The 21736-nt window shown below is 31.6% G+C and carries 24 protein-coding genes and 2 tRNA genes; 18 read left to right on the top strand and 8 right to left on the bottom strand.

The annotated features are described in order from the left end of the window. Positions 1–132 precede the first annotated feature (132 nt). Together METIG_RS04980 and METIG_RS04975 are read left to right on the top strand one after the other, a co-directional pair. Entirely contained in the window at positions 133–843 is a 711-nt protein-coding gene (locus tag METIG_RS04980; protein ID WP_013799146.1) for a (5-formylfuran-3-yl)methyl phosphate synthase, read from the top strand. A gap of 26 nt (positions 844–869) precedes the next feature. Next, a tRNA-Arg gene (locus METIG_RS04975) sits at positions 870–947 on the top strand. A gap of 507 nt (positions 948–1454) precedes the next feature. Here METIG_RS04975 and hisF read toward each other — a convergent pair. The 3 genes from hisF to METIG_RS04960 form a co-directional block, all read right to left on the bottom strand. Beyond that, the gene (gene hisF, locus METIG_RS04970) at positions 1455–2279 is read right to left on the bottom strand and encodes an imidazole glycerol phosphate synthase subunit HisF (protein WP_013799145.1); all 825 of its coding nucleotides are present in this window, start codon (positions 2277–2279) and stop codon (positions 1455–1457) included. A 643-nt stretch (positions 2280–2922) separates the two neighbouring features. Next, on the bottom strand, positions 2923–3684 hold the full coding sequence (locus METIG_RS04965) for a MinD/ParA family ATP-binding protein (RefSeq protein WP_013799144.1): 762 nt from the start codon (positions 3682–3684) through the stop codon (positions 2923–2925). A gap of 55 nt (positions 3685–3739) precedes the next feature. Next, on the bottom strand, positions 3740–5494 hold the full coding sequence (locus METIG_RS04960; RefSeq protein ID WP_013799143.1) for a hypothetical protein: 1755 nt from the start codon (positions 5492–5494) through the stop codon (positions 3740–3742). Between the two features lie 738 nt (positions 5495–6232). Here METIG_RS04960 and METIG_RS04955 point away from each other — a divergent pair. The 4 genes from METIG_RS04955 to METIG_RS04940 all read left to right on the top strand — a co-directional run bounded on the left by METIG_RS04955 (position 6233) and on the right by METIG_RS04940 (position 10103). Then, complete coding sequence (locus tag METIG_RS04955) at positions 6233–7258, top strand: H(2)-dependent methylenetetrahydromethanopterin dehydrogenase-related protein (protein ID WP_013799142.1); 1026 nt, start codon at positions 6233–6235, stop codon at positions 7256–7258. 17 nt (positions 7259–7275) lie between these two features. Further along, positions 7276–7764: a GTP-binding protein gene (locus METIG_RS04950; RefSeq protein ID WP_013799141.1), complete on the top strand. Its 489-nt coding sequence runs from the start codon at positions 7276–7278 to the stop codon at positions 7762–7764. A gap of 83 nt (positions 7765–7847) precedes the next feature. Beyond that, positions 7848–8192, top strand: coding sequence for a roadblock/LC7 domain-containing protein (locus METIG_RS04945; RefSeq protein ID WP_013799140.1), 345 nt, complete (start codon positions 7848–7850; stop codon positions 8190–8192). 339 nt (positions 8193–8531) lie between these two features. After that, positions 8532–10103 carry an FIST N-terminal domain-containing protein gene (locus tag METIG_RS04940; protein ID WP_048055541.1) on the top strand — a complete coding sequence of 524 codons (1572 nt, stop codon included), beginning with the start codon at positions 8532–8534 and terminating at the stop codon, positions 10101–10103. 231 nt (positions 10104–10334) lie between these two features. Here METIG_RS04940 and METIG_RS04935 read toward each other — a convergent pair whose 3' ends face one another. Then, positions 10335–11300 carry a hypothetical protein gene (locus METIG_RS04935; RefSeq protein WP_048055540.1) on the bottom strand — a complete coding sequence of 322 codons (966 nt, stop codon included), beginning with the start codon at positions 11298–11300 and terminating at the stop codon, positions 10335–10337. A 98-nt stretch (positions 11301–11398) separates the two neighbouring features. Here METIG_RS04935 and METIG_RS04930 point away from each other — a divergent pair, with 98 nt between their 5' ends. From METIG_RS04930 to METIG_RS04885, 10 genes are all read left to right on the top strand, one after another. Continuing rightward, positions 11399–12286, top strand: coding sequence for a selenium metabolism-associated LysR family transcriptional regulator (locus tag METIG_RS04930; protein WP_013799137.1), 888 nt, complete (start codon positions 11399–11401; stop codon positions 12284–12286). A 486-nt stretch (positions 12287–12772) separates the two neighbouring features. Then, complete coding sequence (locus tag METIG_RS04925) at positions 12773–13516, top strand: DNA polymerase sliding clamp (RefSeq protein ID WP_013799136.1); 744 nt, start codon at positions 12773–12775, stop codon at positions 13514–13516. Positions 13517–13557: 41 nt separating this feature from the next. Further along, positions 13558–14211 (top strand): hypothetical protein, encoded by a 654-nt coding sequence (locus tag METIG_RS04920; protein ID WP_013799135.1) that lies wholly within the window; start codon positions 13558–13560, stop codon positions 14209–14211. Then, entirely contained in the window at positions 14168–14449 is a 282-nt protein-coding gene (locus tag METIG_RS04915; protein WP_013799134.1) for a 50S ribosomal protein L44e, read from the top strand. The genes METIG_RS04920 and METIG_RS04915 overlap by 44 nt, the downstream gene beginning before the upstream one ends. 54 nt (positions 14450–14503) lie before the next feature. Then, positions 14504–14689 (top strand): 30S ribosomal protein S27e, encoded by a 186-nt coding sequence (locus tag METIG_RS04910; protein ID WP_013799133.1) that lies wholly within the window; start codon positions 14504–14506, stop codon positions 14687–14689. 245 nt (positions 14690–14934) lie between these two features. Then, a complete protein-coding gene (locus METIG_RS04905) occupies positions 14935–15717 on the top strand; it encodes a translation initiation factor IF-2 subunit alpha (RefSeq protein ID WP_048055672.1) in 783 nt (260 codons plus the stop codon). Between the two features lie 84 nt (positions 15718–15801). After that, positions 15802–15966: an RNA-protein complex protein Nop10 gene (locus METIG_RS04900; protein WP_048055539.1), complete on the top strand. Its 165-nt coding sequence runs from the start codon at positions 15802–15804 to the stop codon at positions 15964–15966. A 14-nt stretch (positions 15967–15980) separates the two neighbouring features. Then, the gene (gene arfB, locus METIG_RS04895; RefSeq protein WP_013799130.1) at positions 15981–16664 is read left to right on the top strand and encodes a 2-amino-5-formylamino-6-ribosylaminopyrimidin-4(3H)-one 5'-monophosphate deformylase; all 684 of its coding nucleotides are present in this window, start codon (positions 15981–15983) and stop codon (positions 16662–16664) included. A gap of 122 nt (positions 16665–16786) precedes the next feature. Beyond that, positions 16787–17284, top strand: a complete 498-nt coding sequence (locus METIG_RS04890) for a DUF488 domain-containing protein (protein ID WP_013799129.1) — start codon at positions 16787–16789, stop codon at positions 17282–17284. Continuing rightward, complete coding sequence (locus tag METIG_RS04885) at positions 17281–18051, top strand: hypothetical protein (RefSeq protein ID WP_013799128.1); 771 nt, start codon at positions 17281–17283, stop codon at positions 18049–18051. Before METIG_RS04890 ends, METIG_RS04885 begins: the two co-directional genes overlap by 4 nt. Before the next feature lie 64 nt (positions 18052–18115). Here the strand turns inward: METIG_RS04885 and METIG_RS04880 are convergent, their stop codons facing one another. Both METIG_RS04880 and METIG_RS09430 read right to left on the bottom strand, forming a co-directional pair. Further along, positions 18116–18628 (bottom strand): IS1595 family transposase, encoded by a 513-nt coding sequence (locus METIG_RS04880; RefSeq protein ID WP_048055538.1) that lies wholly within the window; start codon positions 18626–18628, stop codon positions 18116–18118. 332 nt (positions 18629–18960) lie between these two features. After that, positions 18961–19065, bottom strand: coding sequence for a transposase (locus tag METIG_RS09430; RefSeq protein WP_157209551.1), 105 nt, complete (start codon positions 19063–19065; stop codon positions 18961–18963). A 156-nt stretch (positions 19066–19221) separates the two neighbouring features. Between METIG_RS09430 and METIG_RS04870 the strand changes: the two genes are divergently transcribed. Together METIG_RS04870 and METIG_RS04865 are read left to right on the top strand one after the other, a co-directional pair. Continuing rightward, entirely contained in the window at positions 19222–19974 is a 753-nt protein-coding gene (locus tag METIG_RS04870; RefSeq protein ID WP_157209583.1) for a sugar phosphate isomerase/epimerase family protein, read from the top strand. 63 nt (positions 19975–20037) lie between these two features. Beyond that, positions 20038–20505 (top strand): methanogenesis marker 9 domain-containing protein, encoded by a 468-nt coding sequence (locus METIG_RS04865; RefSeq protein WP_013799126.1) that lies wholly within the window; start codon positions 20038–20040, stop codon positions 20503–20505. On the opposite strand, the gene METIG_RS04860 is transcribed toward METIG_RS04865, so the two are convergent. Together METIG_RS04860 and METIG_RS04855 are read right to left on the bottom strand one after the other, a co-directional pair. Continuing rightward, entirely contained in the window at positions 20486–21418 is a 933-nt protein-coding gene (locus METIG_RS04860; RefSeq protein WP_013799125.1) for a hypothetical protein, read from the bottom strand. The genes METIG_RS04865 and METIG_RS04860 overlap by 20 nt on opposite strands. A 92-nt stretch (positions 21419–21510) precedes the next feature. Further along, positions 21511–21601: transfer RNA gene (locus METIG_RS04855), tRNA-Sec, on the bottom strand. Between the last annotated feature and the right edge of the window lie 135 nt (positions 21602–21736).

The following is a 21736-nucleotide window of genomic DNA, read 5'->3' as shown; positions in this document are numbered from 1 at the left end:
ACTTTTTTGTATTTTTGTAAGATATTTATAACGTTAAATTTTTATATTAAATTTAATTTCATAAAATTATTACTACAGTACGGGTATCATTGTTTAAGACAAATTTAATACAAAACTATTTTAGGTGAAGTCATGCTTTTATTAGTAAGTCCTAAGGATGTAAATGAGGCAATTGAGGCGATAGAAGGAGGAGCAGACATAATAGATGTAAAAAATCCAGTAGAGGGTTCCCTTGGAGCAAATTTCCCATGGGTAATTAAAGAGATTAGAGAAGTTACTCCAAAAAACCTACTTGTGAGTGCAACAATAGGGGACGTCCCATACAAGCCAGGAACTGCTGCCCTTGCTGCAATGGGTGCTGCAATAAGCGGGGCAGATTATATAAAAGTTGGTTTATATGGAACAAAATCTTACAATCAGGCAGTTGATTTAATGAAAAAAGTTGTTAAAGCGGTTAAAGATATTGACGAAAATAAAATTGTTGTTGCAGCAGGATATGCTGATGCTTATAGAGTTGGTGCTGTTGAACCCCTCGTTATCCCAAAGGTTGCAAGGGATAGCGGTTGCGATGTTGCTATGTTAGATACTGCAATTAAAGATGGAAAAACATTATTTGACCATTTAGACAAAGAAACTTTAAGAGAGTTTGTTGAAGAGACCCATAGGTATGGATTAAAGTGTGCTTTAGCAGGTTCAATAAAGAAAGAACATATTCCAATATTAAAAGAGATTGGATGTGACATTGTTGGTGTTAGGGGAGCAGCATGCACAAAAGGAGATAGGAATGAGGGTAGAATTGAGAGAGAATTAGTCAAAGAGTTAGTTGAACTCTGCAGACAATAATCCAACTTTTTTAAGTGCAATTGTGTGCCCTGGTGGTCTAGTCAGGATATGATTCAGGACTGCGGATCCTGAGGTCGCGGGTTCAAATCCCGCCCAGGGCACCAATCATCCCTTTGATGAAACTTTTTTAAAAGTTTCAGGTCAGTGCATCCAATTTGGATGAAACTTTTCTAAAGTTTCATATAGAAGCTAAGAGGCATTGCTGAGCGAAGCGAAGCAATGCATCCGATTTGGATGAAACCTTTTTTAAAGGTTTCTTTTAAAGGTTTCTGATGAAACTAAACCGTAAGGGTTGGGCTATGAAAACTGAAAGGTTTTCATTCAACTTTTTAAAAGTTTCGTTTGAATTTCGCCCAGAGCACCATTTTTAAGGAATTTTTAAAGAATATTTAAAAAATCTACGTGGTATTTGCATCTTTTTGGAGCATATTTTTAATGATAATAAAATTTAAAACATTAAAATTAAAACATAAAAACACTGAAATTTGAATTTAGAAAAGATCCAAAAAAATAAATGGTAAAATGAGTATTTATTTGAACTTCAAAAAAACAAAAGAAGAATTATTATGATTTATTGAGAGAATTTATTTGAAAGATTAATAACTGAATTTTTACAACCTGACAGGGATGCCTCTCTCTTTTAAGTAAAGTTTTATTTCTTCAACCGTATATTCCCTATAATGCAAAATACTCGCCATTAATGCAGCATCTGCTCTCCCATACTCAAATGCCTCATAAACATGCTGAGCATTTCCACAACCACCACTTGCTATTACTGGGAGTTTGGTATTTTCTGATATTGCTTTTGTTAACATTAAGTCATATCCATTTTTTGTTCCATCTGCGTCCATACTTGTTAATAATATTTCCCCAGCCCCTAACTCTTCAACTTTTTTTGCCCATTTAACTGCGTCTATTCCTGTTGCCTTCCTTCCTCCATAAATATAAACTTCAAACCAACAGTATCCATTTTCTGTTTTAACAATGTATTTGTCCTGATTTTCTTCCTTATCCAAATCTTCCTCACTTACGTAATGTCTTTTAGCGTCTATTGCAACAACAACACATTGAGAACCAAAAATATCTGCTGCTTCCTTTACTAAGTTAGGATTTTTTACAGCAGCAGTGTTTACTGATATCTTATCTGCCCCAGCTCTTAAAATTCTCCTAAAATCATCTACTGATTTAACTCCGCCTCCAACTGTTAGAGGGATAAATACTTGCTCAGCAGTTCTCTCAACCAAATCAATTAAAATATCTCTCTTTTCATAAGAGGCAGTAATGTCTAAAAAAACAATCTCATCTGCCCCCTGCTCATCGTAAATCTTTGATAACTCAACAGGATCTCCAGCATCCCTCAAATTTAAAAATTTTGTCCCTTTAACAACTCGTCCATCCTTAATATCTAAGCATGGGATTATTCTTTTTGTTAGCATCGTTTCACACCTCAGCATTCAAAAATATTGATCAAAAATATTGATTGAACTAAAATCTATAAAAATAAAGTTTTGATATTTTGGAGGTTGTCGAAAATAGGTTATTATGGCAACGATTTAACATATTTGCAATATCTAATACATGTGGTTTTTAAGTTGTATTTTTATATTTGGGAAATATATGTTCAATATCCTTTTCGCTTTCTATGATTTTTATTCTTTACCTATATATTTTGTTTTTTCCTACTTTATATTCGTATTGAATGCATAAACATTACTATAGTCGTTCTACAAAATATAGCCATTATTTACAACTTCGAACCGAAGGTTCGAGCAGCGTCCACTGCAACCTTCGGTTGCAGGGAAGTTGAATAACGTAGTTATTCAACTAAATCTTTGATTTCGCCTAATCGAACCGTAAGGTTCGAGCAGCGAAAACTCCGCAGGAGTTTTCGCCTAATAAAATTTCAATTTTAAGTAAGTTTAACAAAACTCCAATTTAAATTAGAGTTATGTTAACTGTCATTTAAATTGTAGAACGACTATAATTGATGGCAAAACCAAAGGTTTTGCCTTAAATAACCTTTACTCTTCTTAAAAATTTTGAAATATAGTATGAATCTTTAACACATTAATTATAATTTTATTCTTCATCTTCTGCTAATCCCATCAATTCTTTGGCAAGTTTTAGAGCCCTCATTGCAGCTAAATCTTTTTCTATGTAAACATGTGCTAAATCCTCTGCTAAGTAAATCAACTCTCTACCAAACTTAGATTTAATTTCCACAACTGGCTTGTTGAGAGCCCACTGTTCCTCAACCTTTTTATCGTATGGAAGAAGGGCAATGACATTATCTAAAATATCTTCAAAATCAACAATTCCCCTGTATTTATTGATGATGGTTCCTGTAACTCCTATGCCTATAGCCGTCAATAATTCCTGTGTCTTTAGAGTATTGACAATTCCTGGAATGCTATCTTCACCAACAATTATCATCTTGTTTATGAGTTTTTTATCAATTGATGAGAAAAGAAGATTTCCTTCTGTAATGTTTGGAGGCAAGTCAAATATTATTATATCGTAGGTCTCCTCAAGGATATCAACCATCTCTGCGAACCTTTCAAAGTCCATATCTGCATTGAATGCATCTGGCGATACATCACTAGGGATTATGGCTAAATTGTTGTAGGTGTGGATTACCTCATCCAAACTACTGTTACCTGAAAGGTATGAATTTAGGTTGTGAGGGTCATTTTCATATCCAAACAAAATTCCGCTTGTTCCTGCGTATAAATCACAATCTATATAGATTGTTTTTGCTTTTTCGCTGAGATAGTACGCAAGATTAATAGCTACTGTGGTCTTTCCAGTTCCTCCTTGCAAATTATAAAAACCTAATCTCATTATATACCACCTACTTTTGAACAAAATTTTTTAAGAATCATGCTGTTAAATGCTATTAATTAAGGATTAAATTCTTTGGAGGATTGCTTATTACAAATCTGCAGGCATCTTTGTTGTATTCTTCAATTTGTAATTTGTAATTGTTGTCTTTTAGGATGTCATATAAGCTTTTATTTACATAAACTGTTATTTTTATTCCATTATTTGACTTTAAGTGGATTGTATTATTCTCAATTGTTATGCTATTTTTTCTATAGGAGTTTATCCAATTGACATAATCTCTGAAAGATGTTATGTATGTGTAGTTATCTTTCAATTTGTTTATGAGGTCGTAATCATATTTCATTATATCCGCAATATAGATGCCAAATTCCTCCCCGCTTGGAGGTATGTAAATCTCATCAATATAATTTACTCCATAAATTTTTTCAGTAGATAATCCTGGAATTTTGATTATTGTTATACCATTTTCTTCTTCAATATTTTTTTTACCTGGGATTACCATGTATTTTATTTTTCCATTAGGGTTTAATTTCCAATATGCATCTTCAACATCCCTTCCAAAAATTATATCTAATAGTGTTTTATCATTTGAGAATAGCAACAATCCACTAACATTTTTTGTTAATGCATATCCATAGTTTTTAACATACCAGTGGCTGAAGTATCTGTATTTATTTTCATTTATCTCTGAGTTGTTATACATTGGCAAGTATTCACCTTCATACATCCAGTGTGGATTTATGCAGTAGTTGTTATCTCCTTCCCAATATTTTTCATCTGTTGAGTAGTAGTAGATATTTTCTGACTTTGGCCCCTTATTCCAATACCCAACATCCTCAGTTCCAGAATAGGATATAGTTTGTGGGTAATAATCACCAATTGGGTCGTTTTGGAAGGTTTCAGGAGCTTTGTCAAAGTAGATTAGTGGATAGTAACTTGCAGCAAGGATGTCTATATTTTTATTTTCAGAGTCTTTTGATGGTTTGTAGTATATGTGAGTGTAGTTACCCCACCATTTTTTGAACCAATATTGGTTTAAAAGTATTTTTTCGTCATCTTCTAATGATGATTTTTTAATTATCTCAATATTTTCAGAACCTGTTGTGATATAGGTAACGTTAAAGTTCATAATTTCTGATAATTTTTTAATAATTGCTATTTTTTTGCTTATTTCTTCATCGTCTCTAACCTCTACAGGTATTCTCCTTCCAGCAACGACGACAGCACTTTCTCCATTAGGATTTGGGATTATTTTTTCCACAACAACACCACTGACTACAACATGTTTGTGGTATGGAGGAACTTTGTTTATGTATGCAAAGATTCCTCCTTTTTTAGCGACATATTCTCCAACAACATCCAATATTGCCTTATCATTTTTGTCGATAGTTTGTGGGATGAATAATTTTTTATCATATACCTCATAAACTGGCGGATTTTCGCTAATCTTTACCCCTCTAACAATAAAATTCTCTATATATTTTTTACCATCTTTACTATAAACAAAAATTGGTTCTATACTTTTAAAAGTTTTATTGCCTGGGATTGCACTTGGAGAGATGTGATAGTTGTTATAGACATTAATAGCCGGTAATATTTTACTCATTTTCTCATTACATTCAAAATCTTTATCAATGTAAAATACTACAATGCTATCTGATGATAAGTAATAAGAAACGTTGTTTATTGAAGATATTGGGACAAAATATACGGGAATTGTTGATGTCCACTTGTATGGAATATTTGCACTTGATATATTCATCAACATAAACAATACGATTAAAAAAATGGTTTTGTTAGTTTTCATGGTATCACCAACGTATCCGTATATGCTAATAAAACCTTAGTAATATTTTAATATTTATGTTTTTTTGAAGTTTAAATGAAGCTTAAATATATACTTATTCTGTAAATGAGTGCCATTAAATTTTTTCAATTTTAACAAATATCCATTTATAGTCATGTGCAGAAGACATACGGCAAAACCTTTGGTTTTCCGTTAAATTTTGATATGGGGGATATAACATCTTAAAAATTTATTGCAGTTTTAGTTTAAATTATAATTCACTTGACTATATTACATTAGTGGTAGGTGATTATTATGAAAAAATTAGTAATTCTAATTCACTCATGTTCATTCAAGATTGCCTATATAAATAGTGTGCTGTTATCGTGGCTTTGCGGGCTGGTGCATATAAAAAATTGTCAATGGTAAAACTTGTTATCTATAGGTAATGATGTTTGAAGATGAGCGATTTACAAAATATGGTAATCTAACGAGAACCCAAATTATCTTGAAATTTGCATAGACCCCAGCTCACAGGTTATTTATAGTCGTATGCGTTAAAATTATTTGGCAAAACCTTCGGTTTTGCCGTATATCTTTGGCAAAATCCCTTGGATTTTGCCGCATATATAAAAAATTAATATTCACAAAAATAAATCATAAATAAATCATAAAATTTAAATATTACTTTGGCTAAAATTATTACTATAATGCTTTTTTGTGGTTTTTTTTTTAAATATTCAATTTGGGGGTGAATTTATGAAAGTGGCTGTATATGGAGCAGGAAATCAGGAGTTATATGTGAATAAGTTACGTTTGCCTGAAACTTATGGGGGGGCTCCACCTTACGGTGGCAGTAGAATGGCTATTGAGTTTGCCAAAGCGGGACACGAAGTTTATTTGGCAGAACCAAATAGAAATATGCTTACAGATGAAATGTGGAAAGTTGTTGAAGATGCAGGAGTTAAAGTTGTTTCAGATGATATTGAAGCTGCAAAAAATGCGGAAATTGCAATACTTTTCACACCATTTGGTAAAAAGACTTTTCAAATAGCTAAGAATATTCTCCCCTACCTACCACAAAATGCAGTAATTGCGAATACATGTACAGTTTCTCCTATTGTTTTATATTCTATGTTGGAAGTTGATTTAAGGACAAAAAGAAAGGATGTTGGTATTACATCAATGCACCCAGCAGCAGTTCCAGGAACTCCTCAACATGGACACTATGTTATAAGTGGGAAGGCAACTGATGGAACATGCTATGCCACAGAAGAGCAGGTAAATAAATGTGTCGAGTTGGCAGAAAGTGCAGGCAAAAAGGCTTATGTTGTTCCAGCGGATGTTTCATCAACTGTTGCTGATATGGGATCTCTCGTTACAGCCGTTGCTCTTGCAGGAGTTTTGGATTACTATACAGTTGGTAAGAAAATCATAAATGCTCCAGAAAAAATGATAGAAAAGCAGATCATTATGACATTGCAAACTATGGCTTCCCTTGTTGAAACTTCAGGGGTAAAAGGATTGCTAAAAGCTCTAAATCCAGAGTTATTGATAAGATCAGCTTCATCAATGCATCTATTAAAAGATCAAAAGGACTTAGATGCTGCATTGGAAATATTATCTAATTTAAATGATGATTTGAAAAAAGAAATGGAAAATGCTGAGATAAAACCAACAACATTGGTCGCTGCACAGTCCCTTGTTAAAGAACTTGAGACGTTAATGGGTGGGGCTGCAGCAAAAGGAGCAATTAAAAGGAGTATGAGAAAACTTTTTGAATAACAATTTAGCGGGAAATTATGTCAAAAGAAAAAAGAAAAAATGAAATAAAAGTTGTTGTAGTAGGTTCAAGTGATGTCGGGAAAACAACACTGATGGAAAATCTTATAGGGAAGATTGGTAAGGTTGAGTATAAAGGAACAACAGTAGCAATTGATTATGGGTCTATTGAGATAAATAATAAGAAAATTCATTTCTTTGGAACTCCCGGTCAGAAGAGATTTGAGTTCATGAGGGATATAGCTTTGAATGGAGCAGATTTTGTTGTGCTTGTTATTGATGCCACAGTTAGTTTGGGGGGTGTTGATAGAGAGATTATAGACGCATTAAAAAATAAGGGCATTCCATATCTAATATTTATAAATAAAACGGACCTCGTGGAGAAATCAAAAATAGAAGAAATAAAGAATGAATTAAAATCCTTAAATGTGGATATTCTTGAAGGCTCTGCATTAAATAGGGAAGGCATTGATAAAATTGTAGGTTGTATTTTATCGCAAGTTAATTAACTTTAAATAAAAAATTTAATAAAAAATTAAAAATAAATAAATAAAATATATTTATATACAAAATTGTTTTTGAGGTGAAACGAATGATTGATAGAATATTAGCAGATTTAAATAGAACAGAGGGTATAAAAGGTTCTATGGTTGTTGGTAAGGATGGTTTAGTAATCGCAGCCCAACTACCCTCAAACATAGACAGTGAATTAGTTGGTGCTATGGCTTCTGCTGCATTTGGGGCTGCGGAAAGAACTGCTGCAGAGATTGGACAAGGAAAATTAGAGCAAGCAATGATTGAGAGCGAATTTGGAAAAACCTTAATGACTGATGCTGGGGAAGGAATTTTAGTAGTTTTAACTGATGCAAAAGTAAATTTGGGGTTAATTAGGATATCTATGAAAAGAGCAGCTGAAAAAATCAAAAATGCATTTTAAATAAAAGTTTTAATTTTTACCTTCTACAGTATTATAATCTTGAAACATATAAATATATTATTTTTAAGGTAAATTTTATATATCCTTATTGTAATATCATTCTGGGCTATGTTTATTGAGTATAATTTTTGTTTTTTGTTGTTATCATAGTTAAGAAATTAGGTGATTGTTATTAATTGTTTTTTAAAATTTTAAAAGTTGGGTTTGGCTTGTATTGTTATTAATATTTAATTTATTTTATGATATTTAGATAAAAGACATTATACTTAAGAATTATTAAAGCGAAAATCAAAAAGTAAAATAGTAGTTTGAATGTTTGAAGTATTGTGGGGGGAGATTGTGTATTACGTCCACAAAGAAATTGAAGATCCGTACAAGACAGGATTAGATATGGCGTATGAAGTGTCTAACAAAATAAAAAATCCATCTCTAATGATTCTATTAACATCACTCACAAAAAAAGAAGATATTGCTGAGTTATTAAATGGGTTAAAATCTAAGATAGATGTTTCAAAGTTGATTGGTTGCACCACTGCTGGAGAATTTTCTGAACATAAATTTACCCAAAATGGGGCATTGTTAATAGTGTTTGATGAATATTGTAAAATGGCTATTGAATATAAGAAAATTAATAATAATGATTCAAAAAATCTTGGAATTTCTTTGGCAAAGAGCGTATTAAAAAAATTAAAGAATATCAGTTCAAGAATCTCGTTAGATGAGAAATTAGTTGGTTTTGTGTTTTTTGATTGGAATTCAGACAGTGAAAATGAAATTATAGGTGGTATAAGTAATGTTTTAAGTGGTGTCCCAATTATTGGAGGCACATCTGGAGATTGTTTTAAGTTTGAGAAGACATTCCAAATATACCAAGATAAGGTCTTAGAAAACTCGGTAGTTATGGCTTTGGGTATATGTTCCAAAAAAATGGATGTTATATACGGACATGGGTATAAACCAACACAATACTATGCGAGAGTTACAAAAGCTGAAGGAAATGTTGTATATGAACTTGATGGAAAACCTGCATTTGAAGTATATGCAAAAATGATAAGTGACCATACGAAAATCCCCTATGAAGAGATCGTTAAAAAATTTAAACCACAAAACTTCAAAAATCTTGATCTTGCCTTGTTGTATCCGTTAGGTGTTCATGACACTTATGGGAACTACCACATAAAATTCTTAAAGAGCGTTGAAGGAAATGCCCTTGTTTTGATGCACAAGGTTAAAGAAGGAACTTTTTTGGTTATGATGGAGACTACCCCAGAAAATACAAGAAAATCTCGAGAAGAAGCCATAGAAAAAATAAAAAACAAATTTAAAAACCCAATAATATTTGTAATTGATTGTGCATGTAGGTGGGTTATAGAAAATTCTATAAGTGGAAGAATTTGTAGGATTCAAACCACAAGCGGAAATACCTTACAGCCCCCTGAAAATAACAGTATTTTTCAGCGGCCATCACTAAATATTAAGGAAAATTTGTGGGGACAGTGTAGTGTTGGATTTTTGAGTTATGGTGAGAGCATAATAAAAGGCACGTTGTCTTACCATAATACTTTAACTTTCGTGGGGTTGGTAATAGATTCGGCTGATGAAAGAATAAATTGGAAAGAAGAGTTAAAATATTTTGAATTTTCGGATGATGAAGTTGAAGTAATTTCTCTGCTTATTGGCAAAAAATTAACAGCAAAGGAAATGTTGGAAAAAGTTCGTATATCCCAAACGAAACTCTATCAAATCCTGAATGAATTGGAAAATAGGGGTATAATACGTTCAGATGAAGGAAAACCAAAAAAATTTTATATTGACAATTTAAAAGAGGTTTTAGAACGAATACACTTAGAGTTGGAAAATCAATATCATTTCAAAAAGAAAAAAAGAAAGGAATTATTATCTAAATTATAATATATTTAGTTTTGTTAATGTTTATTACATTGTCGCCATTTTTCAGATTTTACGAAAATGAAAAAAAATAGAAAAGTATATATACGAAAAATAGGGTTATGTATAATATGGGGGTGCTCAATTTTTTAATTTGGCAGTGAGGTGGGGGGTGCTATCCTACACCGATATTGCAATATTAATGTTTGCTCTTCATTTTTATCACAATTTAAAATTAATTTAAATTTGCTTTTTTTAGATTTGCTTTTTTAGTATGTTTACAATTTCGATGATGTTATCTTTATCAATATTTAAAACATCCATCTTTTTTATCTCCACAACAATTCCATTTCTAAGGATTCTATCGTATAGTGGACATTTTGTGATTATAGATTTTCCATTGTCTAATTTTACACGACTATCTACAAATTTTGCAACCTCGCGAGGATTTTCATATTCTAAGAATACACAGACCCCATCTTTATCTTTGAAGTATGCATTCTCCATTTCACTTTTTATGATGTTTGAGAAATAGACGCATTTTTTATATACTTTTTTTGCATTTTTTGCCTCTTCTTTCATCAAACCAAAGAAATTTGGGACTTTGTATGTTTTAATCAATGCATTTAGCTCATCTAATTTATTTACTTTTTTTAATTCTTCCTTTATTTCTTCATCAAATGCCAAAAATCCACCATACTCGCAGTTTATAATTTTTGGACTTCCCATTGAACATACAACTATGTCCCCATACCCACAATCATCCCCTATTTTTCCAGAGACATCCTCCACAAACAAAATTCCAAACTCTTCACAAACCTTTTTTATTTCTTTTAATGGTTGGGGTGCAAGATATCCAGCAAGAGATGTTAAAAATAGTGCTTTTGGATTGTATTTTTCAATACTACTTATTAATTCTTCAATATCTACAACTCCAAGATTTGTTTTTATTTTTATGGGATTTAGGTTTAGCATTTTTGGATATCTTAGGAATCCTCTCCAACCACCCATGTCGGGAATAAGGATGTTTCCTTCTCCAAGAATATCTTTTACTATTTTTGATGCTATGAAAATAGCAGCATTTCCAGAAGGTAAAATTTTTATATTATCTTCATTTTTCCTTTTTTTTAGTAAATGAGACAAAACTAATTTTAAATGCTCTTCCTCTCCCTCTACATTTATTTTACCTTCTAAACATGGGGTTCTGTGAGGTATTATCATAATTATCACCATAAGTTTATATATTAGTTTTTCTAATAATGAATACAACAATATTAATGTTACATTCATATCCTAATTAGATCATCATGGTGGTTAAAATGGATCCAAAGATAAGTTACTTCCAAACATTCCTTGTTGCTGCTAAGACAAAAAGCTTTTCAAAGGCCGCAAAGAAACTTGGGGTTACGCAAGGGACTGTAAGTAATCATATAGCAGCATTGGAGAAGTTTTTTGATGCTCAGTTATTTTTAAGGACACCTGAAGGTGTGGATTTAACTCCAGAAGGAAAAATATTGTATGAACACTCTGAAAAGATATTGGATTACATAAACAATGCTAAGCAACAGATGAGAATTTTACATGAGCATCCAGAGGGAACAATAAGGGTTGCAGCAAGTACAACACCTGGAGAACATATACTTCCAAGTATTATAAGAGAGTATAGGAAAGAATTTAAGGATGTTGACTTCGAAATAACCATAACTGATTCAGAGAAATGCTTCAAAATGCTTGAAGAAGGTAGTGCAGATATTGCTGCTGTTGGGCATTTATATGATAAAAATTATGATTATGTTGTTATAGGGAAGGATAGGCTTGTTTTAATTGTTCCTCCAAATCATCCACTTGCTAAGAAAGGAGTGGCAACATTATCTGATATCTTAAAAGAGGATTATATAGATAGAGAAAAAGGTTCTGGTACAAGAGAAGTGATAATAAATGCTCTCCAAGATAGAGGATATTCAATAATGGATTTGCATGTTGTTATGAGTTTGGGTAGTACTTCTTCTGTTATAACTGCTGTTTCAGAAGGTTATGGAATAAGTATAATATCAGAGATTGCTGCAAAGAAAGCCGCAGAGGCAGGATTGGTTAAAATAGTTCCTGTTGAAGATTTGGATTTAACAAGGTATCTATACTTAGTAAAAGGAAAGAGACCAAAAAATCCAAGTGCTGTTAAATCTTTCTGGGATTTTGTATCTGAATAACATTATTATAGTCCGTTTGTAGTTTTTTACACTTATTTAACTACAATAATAAAATTTTTAAAAAACAATAATTATGCATAAAATTTTATAGTGTTCCTAATCTAATAAAGTATAGTCGTTCTACGAAATATAACACATCCACAAATCTTAAATTTCAATTTCTAAGCAAATTTAATAAAATTCTAATTTGAATTTGAGTTATGCTAAATGTCATTTATAGTTGTGTGCGCTAAGAGTTTAGGCGAAAACTTCTGTGGAGTTTTCGCTGCTCGAACCTTTTTTAAAGGTGTTAGAGAATAATTTATCTTTTTATTTCATTGAAAATTGTGGTCATTTATAAATGCAAACTACCCTATATTTTTCAAAAAACAAAAACATATAAAAGTGTGTTGTGGAATTATTATATTAAAAACTAAGTATTAAAAAATTAAGTAAAAACTAAAAATATAGTCAATTTCTTTTAGTCTTAGTGATATAGGTGAGATTATGTTTAGGGCAGTAATTAGTGAAGCTAAGGAATTCAAAAAGGTTATAGATGCCGCAAGCAATCTTTTAGATGAGATTTGCTTTGAAGTTAATGAAGAGGGTATAAAAGCGAGGGCAATGGATCCAAGTCATGTTGCCTTAGTAAGTATAGATATACCAAAAGAGGCATTTGAGGAATATGAGGCAGACGTTCATGATATCGGTGTTGACTTAGAGGCATTTAAAAAGATAATGAATAGGGCAAAGGCAAAAGACAAGTTAATTTTGGAGTTGGATGAAGAGAAAAATAAATTAAATGTGATATTTAAAGGGGCTGCTACAAGAAAATTTGCCCTCGCTTTGTATGATGTCTCATCATCAAACCTCCAAGTTCCAGATATTGAGTATCCAAATGAAATCTTAATTAAAGCAGGTCCATTTGTTGATGCGTTGAAGGATGCGGATTTGGTAAATGACCATGTAACTTTAAAAGTTGAGGATGGTAAGTTCATTGTTTATGCAAAAGGGGATTTGAACGAGAGTGAGACAATCTTTGAGGAAGATAGTGAGAGTATTATCAGCATGAACATTGGAGAAAATGCAAAGAGCACTTTCAACCTTGAGTATTTAAGAGATATGACAAAGGCAGCATCATCAAGTGATATTTTAAAAATATACTTGGGAACAGACATGCCTGTTAAGATTGAGTATGATGTTGCTGGAGCTAATTTGACATTTTTACTCGCTCCAAGGATCGAATCATAATCCTTTTTACCTTTTTTATATAAATCCAAATTGTGGTTGTTATGTATGAAAAAATAAAAAATTTATTTTTTGAGGAGATAAAATCTGATGATTTGCTAAATCTTTCCGAAAATTTTTATGAAGATGCAAGGGAGTATCTAAAAAATAATGATGATGAAAAAGAGGTGGAAAGGGCCAAATATTATCTAAGGGAACTGAGAAAATTAAGGATATATAAGGCACTTTATGGAGACAGAACAAATTTGTTGGAAGAAGAGAGGGAGATTTTAAGTCTCATTGAAGATATCGAGTATAAAAAGGAAGAAGAAGTTCCTAAAACTGAGGATTTGATTGAAGAAAATGTTGAAGATGAGGTTGTAGGGGAGGATTTGGGGTTTGATGATACCATAGAAGAAAGTTATGAAAATTTTGAGGATGGAGAAAACGAAGAAGTTGGTGAGGATGTTAGTAGGGATATTGAGAATGTAAATGCACAACCAAAACATATAAATATAAAAAAAGATATTGATGTTGTAAGGGTTATTCATAACTTCCCTGCTTTTACAGATGGGGATTATTGTTATATGTTAAAGAAGAATGATGTTGTAGCATTAAACAGGGAGATAGCAACGATTTTGGAGAAACACAATATAGTGAAGAAGGTGAATGTTTATGAAAATGAAAAAAAGGATAAGAAGATACTGTCCATACTGTAAAAAACACACAGAGCACATTGTAGAGAGAGCAAAAAAGAGAAAAGCAAGTGAATTAACTTGGGGTCAAAGACAATTCAGAAGAGTTTTAAGAGGTTATGGAGGTTACCCAAGACCTTTACCAGACAACGCTAAGCCAACAAAGAAGTTGGACTTAAGATACAAATGTACAGTTTGCGGTAAGATGCACACAAGAGCAAATGGTGGATTTAGGGTAAGTAAATTTGAATTAGTAGAGTAAATTTGTAATTTAATATGTAGAAACACTAAAAATTAAATTAAACAAGGTGGGAGCATGGACTTGATACCAACACCAAGAAGTAAATTTTTAAAAGTCCAATGCCCAGAGTGCAACAACGAGCAAGTAATATTTGGGTGCCCTTCAACAGTTGTAAAATGTTTAGTTTGCGGTAAAGTATTAGCAGAGCCAAGAGCATCAAAAGGATTAATCAAGGCAAAAATTTTAGAAGTCTTAGGATAATTTTTTTATCTTTTTATTTGGCTCTTTTGTTTTAATTAGAAATTTAAAGGTTTTTCTTTTATTTTTGGTTGTTGTTGCTGTATTTTTGGAAATCATGTTTTTTTGAAGTACATTTTGAGAAAATAAAAAATCTAAGAAATATTTATATATGTTTGGCTTTAAAATTTAAGTATAATCAAAAACTAAATTTAATTGGTAATTAGATGGTTTTGTTATCAAAAATTGTTATTATTGGAGGTGTTTTTATGAGAAGAGATTTTCCAGAAGAGGGAGATATAGTCATTGGAACAGTTATTGATGTTAAACCATTTGGGGCATTTGTTGAGCTCTTAGAATACCCTGGGAAGGAAGGGATGGTACACATTTCAGAAGTTTCATCAGGTTGGATTAAGAATATTAGGGATTACATTAAAAAAGGCCAGAGGGTTGTGGCAAAAGTAATGAGAGTCAATAAAGAAAAAGGGCAGATAGATTTATCATTAAAGAGAGTCACTGAACAACAGAAAAGGGCAAAAGTACAAGAATGGAAGAGGTTCCAAAGAGCAGAAAAAATGCTCGAAATGGCTGCACAGAAGTTAGGAAAAAGTTTAGAAGAGGCTTGGGAAGAGGTTGGTTATTTGTTGGAGGAAGAGTTTGGAGAACTTTACAGTGCTTTTGAGGGCCTTGTTATTGAGGGTAAGGATTTATTGGCTGATTTGGATATTCCACAAGAGTGGGTAGATGTATTATATGAGATTGCAAAAGAAAACATTGAATTAACAAACGTTAAGGTTGAAGGGTTTGTTGAATTGAAATCCTTAGCACCGAATGGAGTTAAAATTATTAAAAAGGCATTAACAAATGCTTTAAAAGCAAATCCATACGAGGACGTTGAGGTTAAGATAACCTATGTTGGTTCACCAAAATATAGAATAGAGGTTATCGCTCCAGATTATAAGAGTGGGGAAGAAGTTTTAAAGAAGGTTGCTGATAAGGCAATAGAATACATGGAAAAACACGGTGGGGAAGGAAAATTCTATAGAGAATAAGAAAATCATAATTAATTTTATTTTTATTTTAATTGATTTTAGTTGCTTTTTGTCTTGTTTTTAATAAGTTCAAAATGTGAGACAATGAGAATGAAAAAATGCTTAAAATGTGGGAGATATACTTTAAAAGAACTTTGTCCCAATTGTGGAGAAAAGACTATGGTTCCAAAGCCTCCAAAGTTTTCTCTGGAGGATAGATACGGAAAATATAGAAGGATGCTTAAAAAATCCTTAAAGAATAAAAATTAATTTTTTGGGATAAGATGCAGTTGAGGTTATCTTCTGGAAAAATAATAGATGAGAAGGTTCATGAAATTGGCATAATTGCACTTGGCTCTTTTTTGGAGAATCATGGTTCTGCTCTACCAATAGACACAGATGCAAAGATTGCCTCATATATTGCTTTAAAAACTGCTATTTTGACAGGAGCAAAGTTTTTAGGGGTAGTTATTCCTTCAACAGAATATCATTATGTTAAACATGGAATACATAATACACCAGAGGAAGTTGTTGATTTTATAAAATTTTTGGTAAAGGAGGGTAAAAAAATAGGTATAAAGAAGTTTTTGATTGTTAATTGTCATGGAGGGAACGTTTTAATTAAAGGGTTTTTGGAAAACTTAGAAAAGGAGTTTGATGTTGAGATAAAGATGAAGAACATAACATTTACCCATGCCGCAACTGAGGAGGTTTCTGTTGGTTATGTTGTTGGAATAGTTGATGAAAATAAACTGGATGAGCATACTTTCAATAAATACCCTGAAATTGGCATGGTTGGATTAAAAGAGGCGAGGGAAAATAACAAATTTATAGATGAGGAGGCAAAGGTTGTTGAGAAAGAGGGTGTTAAAATAGACAAAAAACTTGGAGAGAAAATTTTAAACCAAACTATTAAAGAATGTGTTGAAATTGTTAAATTATGGGTTGTTAAAGGGAATGGCTGCTAATTTTATATTTCAAAACAATAATTAGCATATGTGTACTATTTCCTTACACACATACCAACAACAATAGTTATGTACTATCAAAGATATATGTTATAACTAAAAATAACAAAAAAGGTGTTACTATGCCCCCCATTGATTGTATTGTTGAATCGTTTATTGAAACACATGGCAAATTAATCAATGCTAAAACTCCTATTATACATACCATTGGTTATGAAGGAAGATCGTTGGATGAGTTTATACAAACATTGAAAGAGCATAACATTCACGCCGTTGTAGATGTTAGGGAACTTCCACTAAGTAGGAAAAAAGGGTTTTCAAAAACAAGACTATCAAACATTTTAAATAATAATGGTATTGAATACACCCACATGAAAAATCTTGGGGCTCCTAAGGAATTAAGAAACGGACTTAAATCTAAAAAAATGACATATAAAGAGTTTTCAATACTATATAAGAAACACCTAAATGAACAGGCAGATAGTCTGAAAAAATTGCTTGAATATGCATTATCCAAATCCTGCGTGTTAATGTGTTATGAGAGGGATTGGAAAGTATGCCATAGAAGGATAATAGTTGAATATATGAGAAACGCAGGGTTTGAGGTGATTCATATTTGAAAGAACGGTTGTTGGTTCTTGCAAAAGCCGCACCTGTTCAAAGTGCTAAGTATCGTTATTTAGTATGTGTGGCAGGGATTACCGAATCAGGTGAATGGAGGAGAATATTTCCAATACCTTGGGAAGTATTTAGTGGAAAAAGTAAAAATAAATTTACGAAAAAACAGTGGATAGAATATGAACTTGTAGAAGATAAAAGCCCTGATGGTCGTCCAGAGAGTAGAAAAATTAAAAAACAAAGTATTACTCCTTTACACACTGAGAGCTATAAATCTATTAAAAAGTTATTGGAAGAAAGACTTACAGATATGGAAACTTTGCAAAATAAAAAACGACAAGAATGTTCATTAGGTGTTGTAAAACCAATTATTAAAGATATGGTATGGACAGATAGAGAAGTATCATCTAAGGATGATGTAACACAATTGACATTGGATGGAACCGAATTTATTAGATTAGAGCCACTTGATAAAAAATTCCAATATGTATTTAAATGCTCACCCACTTGCCCAACCGAACATAAGATTATGTGTGAAGATTGGGAAATTGAAGAACTATATAGAAAACTAAAAAAGAAGTATGATGAAAATAAAGCATGTAATTTAGTTAGAGATAAATTTTTAAATAAAATTTATTATGAGGGTCATACTTATTTTATTGTTGGAACACATAATCGTTGGAATACATGGCTTATTGTTTCAGTATTATATCCTAAAAAAGAAGATCTTAAAATATTATCTATAAAATCATTAGATGAGTTTATGTAAATATTATAATGTTCTTCCATGTAATCTTATTAATGTTGAGGTGGGGATTATGGATCGCTCATCTTCAAGTATCATTACATAATATAAGCGATAGTAATTTAGAGAACCAGTTCGATTTATAGTTATAGATAAATGTATAGAAGCTTACATATAAGTGGAGATTTCTTCGACTAATGCCTCGATGTTTTCTTAAATGGGGTTTGATTATCGAATGGAAGCATTCGCAGTTATTAACGTGGGAGATGCCGTTAGAGTATTCTTTCGATGCATGATTAACTGTCAAATGTTTAAATACTTTTGGATGAGATTCTAAATTTTCGTAAATGGTATATTCGTCTGTATTAACAATTAAATCGTCTGAATTAACCTCGCTAATCATTTTCCAAATTTTGGTCTTGCTTAAATTCGTTTCAACGGAGGTAAGTACTCTTTTGTCCGTTCGATTATATAGGGTTATTATTGGAGGCCTTTCACTTTTATACGTACCTCTGCCTTTTCTTTTTAGGCCTCTTTTTCGACTATTTTCTTTTTTAATGCCTTTATCTCCAGCATTAACGTAGAATTCATCTATCTCCAATTCTTTTCCAGTAATTTTTTTAAAAGATTGTCCTTTTCAGATAACTCCATAATTTCTTTTGCAAACGAATGAACTGTTCTATAATCTCTTCCCAATTCCTTAGACATTTGATTGATTGAGGAGTTTCCTAAATTTTTGGCTATATAAAACATTTCTCCCAAAGTTATTCGTTTTTTAGCAAATATCGTTCCAGTTAAATCGTTGAAGTGTCTTTTACACGAGTTACATCTGTATCTTTGGATGTAGGGTTTGCGTCTTTCTTTACCTTTTAAAACAACATCTTTCGAACCATCGGAGCGAAGCGTAGAGCTACAAAAACCGAAGGTTTTTGTTTAACAGTATGGACAAATATATCCATTACCCCATCGAACCCTTCTTATAACTTCAATACATTCTTCATCCTTTGGTATGAATAATTTATATACCTCGACGCTCATAAGATTACAATATTAAGTTTATCATTTATATATGTAATCCTAAACGAAGATGAGCGAATTCGATTATATTTAGCTTATGCTTGTCCCACCCACCTCCCCTAATTCATCACTATCCTAAAAGCAGTGCTTTCTTAGCGACAACTAATGGTAAATACCATGGTTGCAAAAATAGGAGTTTCAATGAGTGTGTTTTTAGATAGTGAATATTCCCTAAATGATGCATTAGAGTTTTTAGAGAGTAGGGTTAGGTATGTAGAGCTTATATGTGATGGAAATATGGATATAATGGAGAAATTTGAAGACCTTGAGACATATAATTTAAAATACACCATACACTCTCCAATAACTGATATCAACCTTTCTTCACATAGGGAGAAAGTTAGGACAATGAGCATAGAGATTATTGAAGATGTGTTAAAAACATCTTTAAAGGTAGATGCTCGTCTCATAGTTGTCCATCCTGGGTATTCCATATTTAAACATGATTATGAAAGGAATTTGAACTCTTTAATAAATTCACTGAAAGATTTGAATAAATTAAAAGAAGAATATGGCATAGATATAACTATTGAAAATATGCCTTCTTACGACATGTTTATGTTCAGACATCCTGATGAGTATATTATAAATAATCTTGATGAAGTTAAAATAACATTTGATATAGGACATTCATTTTTAAATGGGAATATTGATGAGTTTTTAAAGATTGATAGTATTATACACACACATATACATGATAACAATGGAGAATTTGACGAGCATTTGCCAATAGGAATGGGAAAAATTAATTTTGATAATTTTAAAGATAGTTTAAAGAATATCAAAGGTATTAAAATGATAGAACTGCAGCATAAAAGTTTTGAATACATAGATGATTGTATTTCAAAGCTAAAAAACTTAATAAAGTAATATGTGATATTTTTGGTTTGGTTTTTTAAGTTTAGAAAATAACTTAGGAAGGAGAATGATAACATGTGGGAGAATGCTCCATCACATATATGTAGAGGAGGAGATCTGAGAGGTTTAGCATTTTGCTGTCCACCAATAAAGCACTGCCCAATACATAACGCACTTGCTATTTTAAAAATGAGTCCAGAAGAGTTTATAAAAATTAAGCAAGATTTTGCAAGCAAAACACGCTTAGGGAAAGGAAAGAATACGTGTTTTGGAAGTTTAGTTTGGTGTTGTAAGATAACAAAACCATGCCCATTTAGAGACGGGGAAATGAGAAGAATAAAGATGAGTGCAGATGAATACATGAAGTTAAAAAAACAACTTGCGGAGGAGATAATTAGAAAATCAAAATTCTTTGAAGAAAGTTTGAAGGTATTTGAAAAGTATGGCATTCCAAAGGACATTGCTGAGAAGTGCATCTTAGAAACAGGTGATTTGAAAAAGGCCTATGAAATGGCTAAAAAAATTATGGAAGAGAAACTTTAACTCTATTCTTTTTAAATTCTTTAAACATTTCAAATTCTTTTTCTGTTAAAGGATATATTTTGAATGTAATTTTGTTCAAAATGCAGATATTTTTTATTATTCTAAATGCCTTATCACCATCATAATCATTTAAAAAAGCATACATTGCATTTTTGTTTTTTGATACAATATAGGCATTTTCTCCAACAATTTCAATCAGTGATGGTTCTTCAGTAAGCACTTCCAACAAACTATCATCTTCAACAACTTTGTACTCTTTGCTTTTTATGTTCTTAATGAGTTCATCAAACGAAACTACTACTTTCAAAACGGCATTTGGATGCTTGTCTATTATTTTGTTTAGCTCCTCTTCAGATATCTTATCAATAAATGCAAAGACATCGCTTACTGCAAAGATGGTTTTTATTTTGTTTAGTGCTCTTTTTCCTTCTAAAATTTTGTCTTTTTGTTTATATATTGCTAAGATTTCTTCATTATCTTTGTACACTATGGTTCCTTCATCTCCTTTATATTTCTTAAATCTGAATTCAACTTTACACAATCCATTGATATAGTTAAATATGTTTTTATATGCATTTATCAATATGCCGTTACCATAGTTGATATCTAATTTATTAACCTCTACAAAATTAATAACGCTATGATCTTTTTCAATGAGTTTGTTATGGCTAATTAACTCCTCAATTTCGTTGGAGGATGTTCTATAAATTTCAATTAAAAAAAATTTTGGCAATTTTTTTATAATCTCCTCCAAATCTTTTTCTCTGTCGTTGTAAGTTGACAAAATAAGCTTTGAGTTTTTATAAAAGAGTTTGGCATTGTCTATTTTAATTATGCCAGTAAAATTATCTAAAAAAGAAATTACTTCTTTAAGTGTCGAGATATTCCCATATTTTGAGTATATTCTCTCCATAGTATCCGAATTTTGATTATTTTTGAAATAATAATTCGAAAATAATAAAATAATAAAAAATAACTTAAAAATGATAGTTTTTAGATTAAAAACGGCGCAGGGGGGGAATCGAACCCCGAGTTCCCAACGGAACTCGACGGATCTGAAGTCCGCCCTGGGCTACCAAGCCCAGTACCCTGCGCCACTATAACTTAGCAAAATACCTTATTAAAAACCTCATATAAATACATTATTGCGAATAATTTTAAAATGCCTTATTAGAAAACATAATACACAACGCAAATTTAAAAATTAAAATAAATTAAATTAACTTACAAT

The organism is Methanotorris igneus Kol 5, from assembly GCF_000214415.1.
Taxonomy (GTDB): domain Archaea; phylum AGJL01; class Methanococci; order Methanococcales; family Methanococcaceae; genus Methanotorris; species Methanotorris igneus.
The sequence above is the reverse complement of the archived record's forward strand: the minus strand, read 5'-3'. Positions and strand labels throughout refer to the sequence as shown.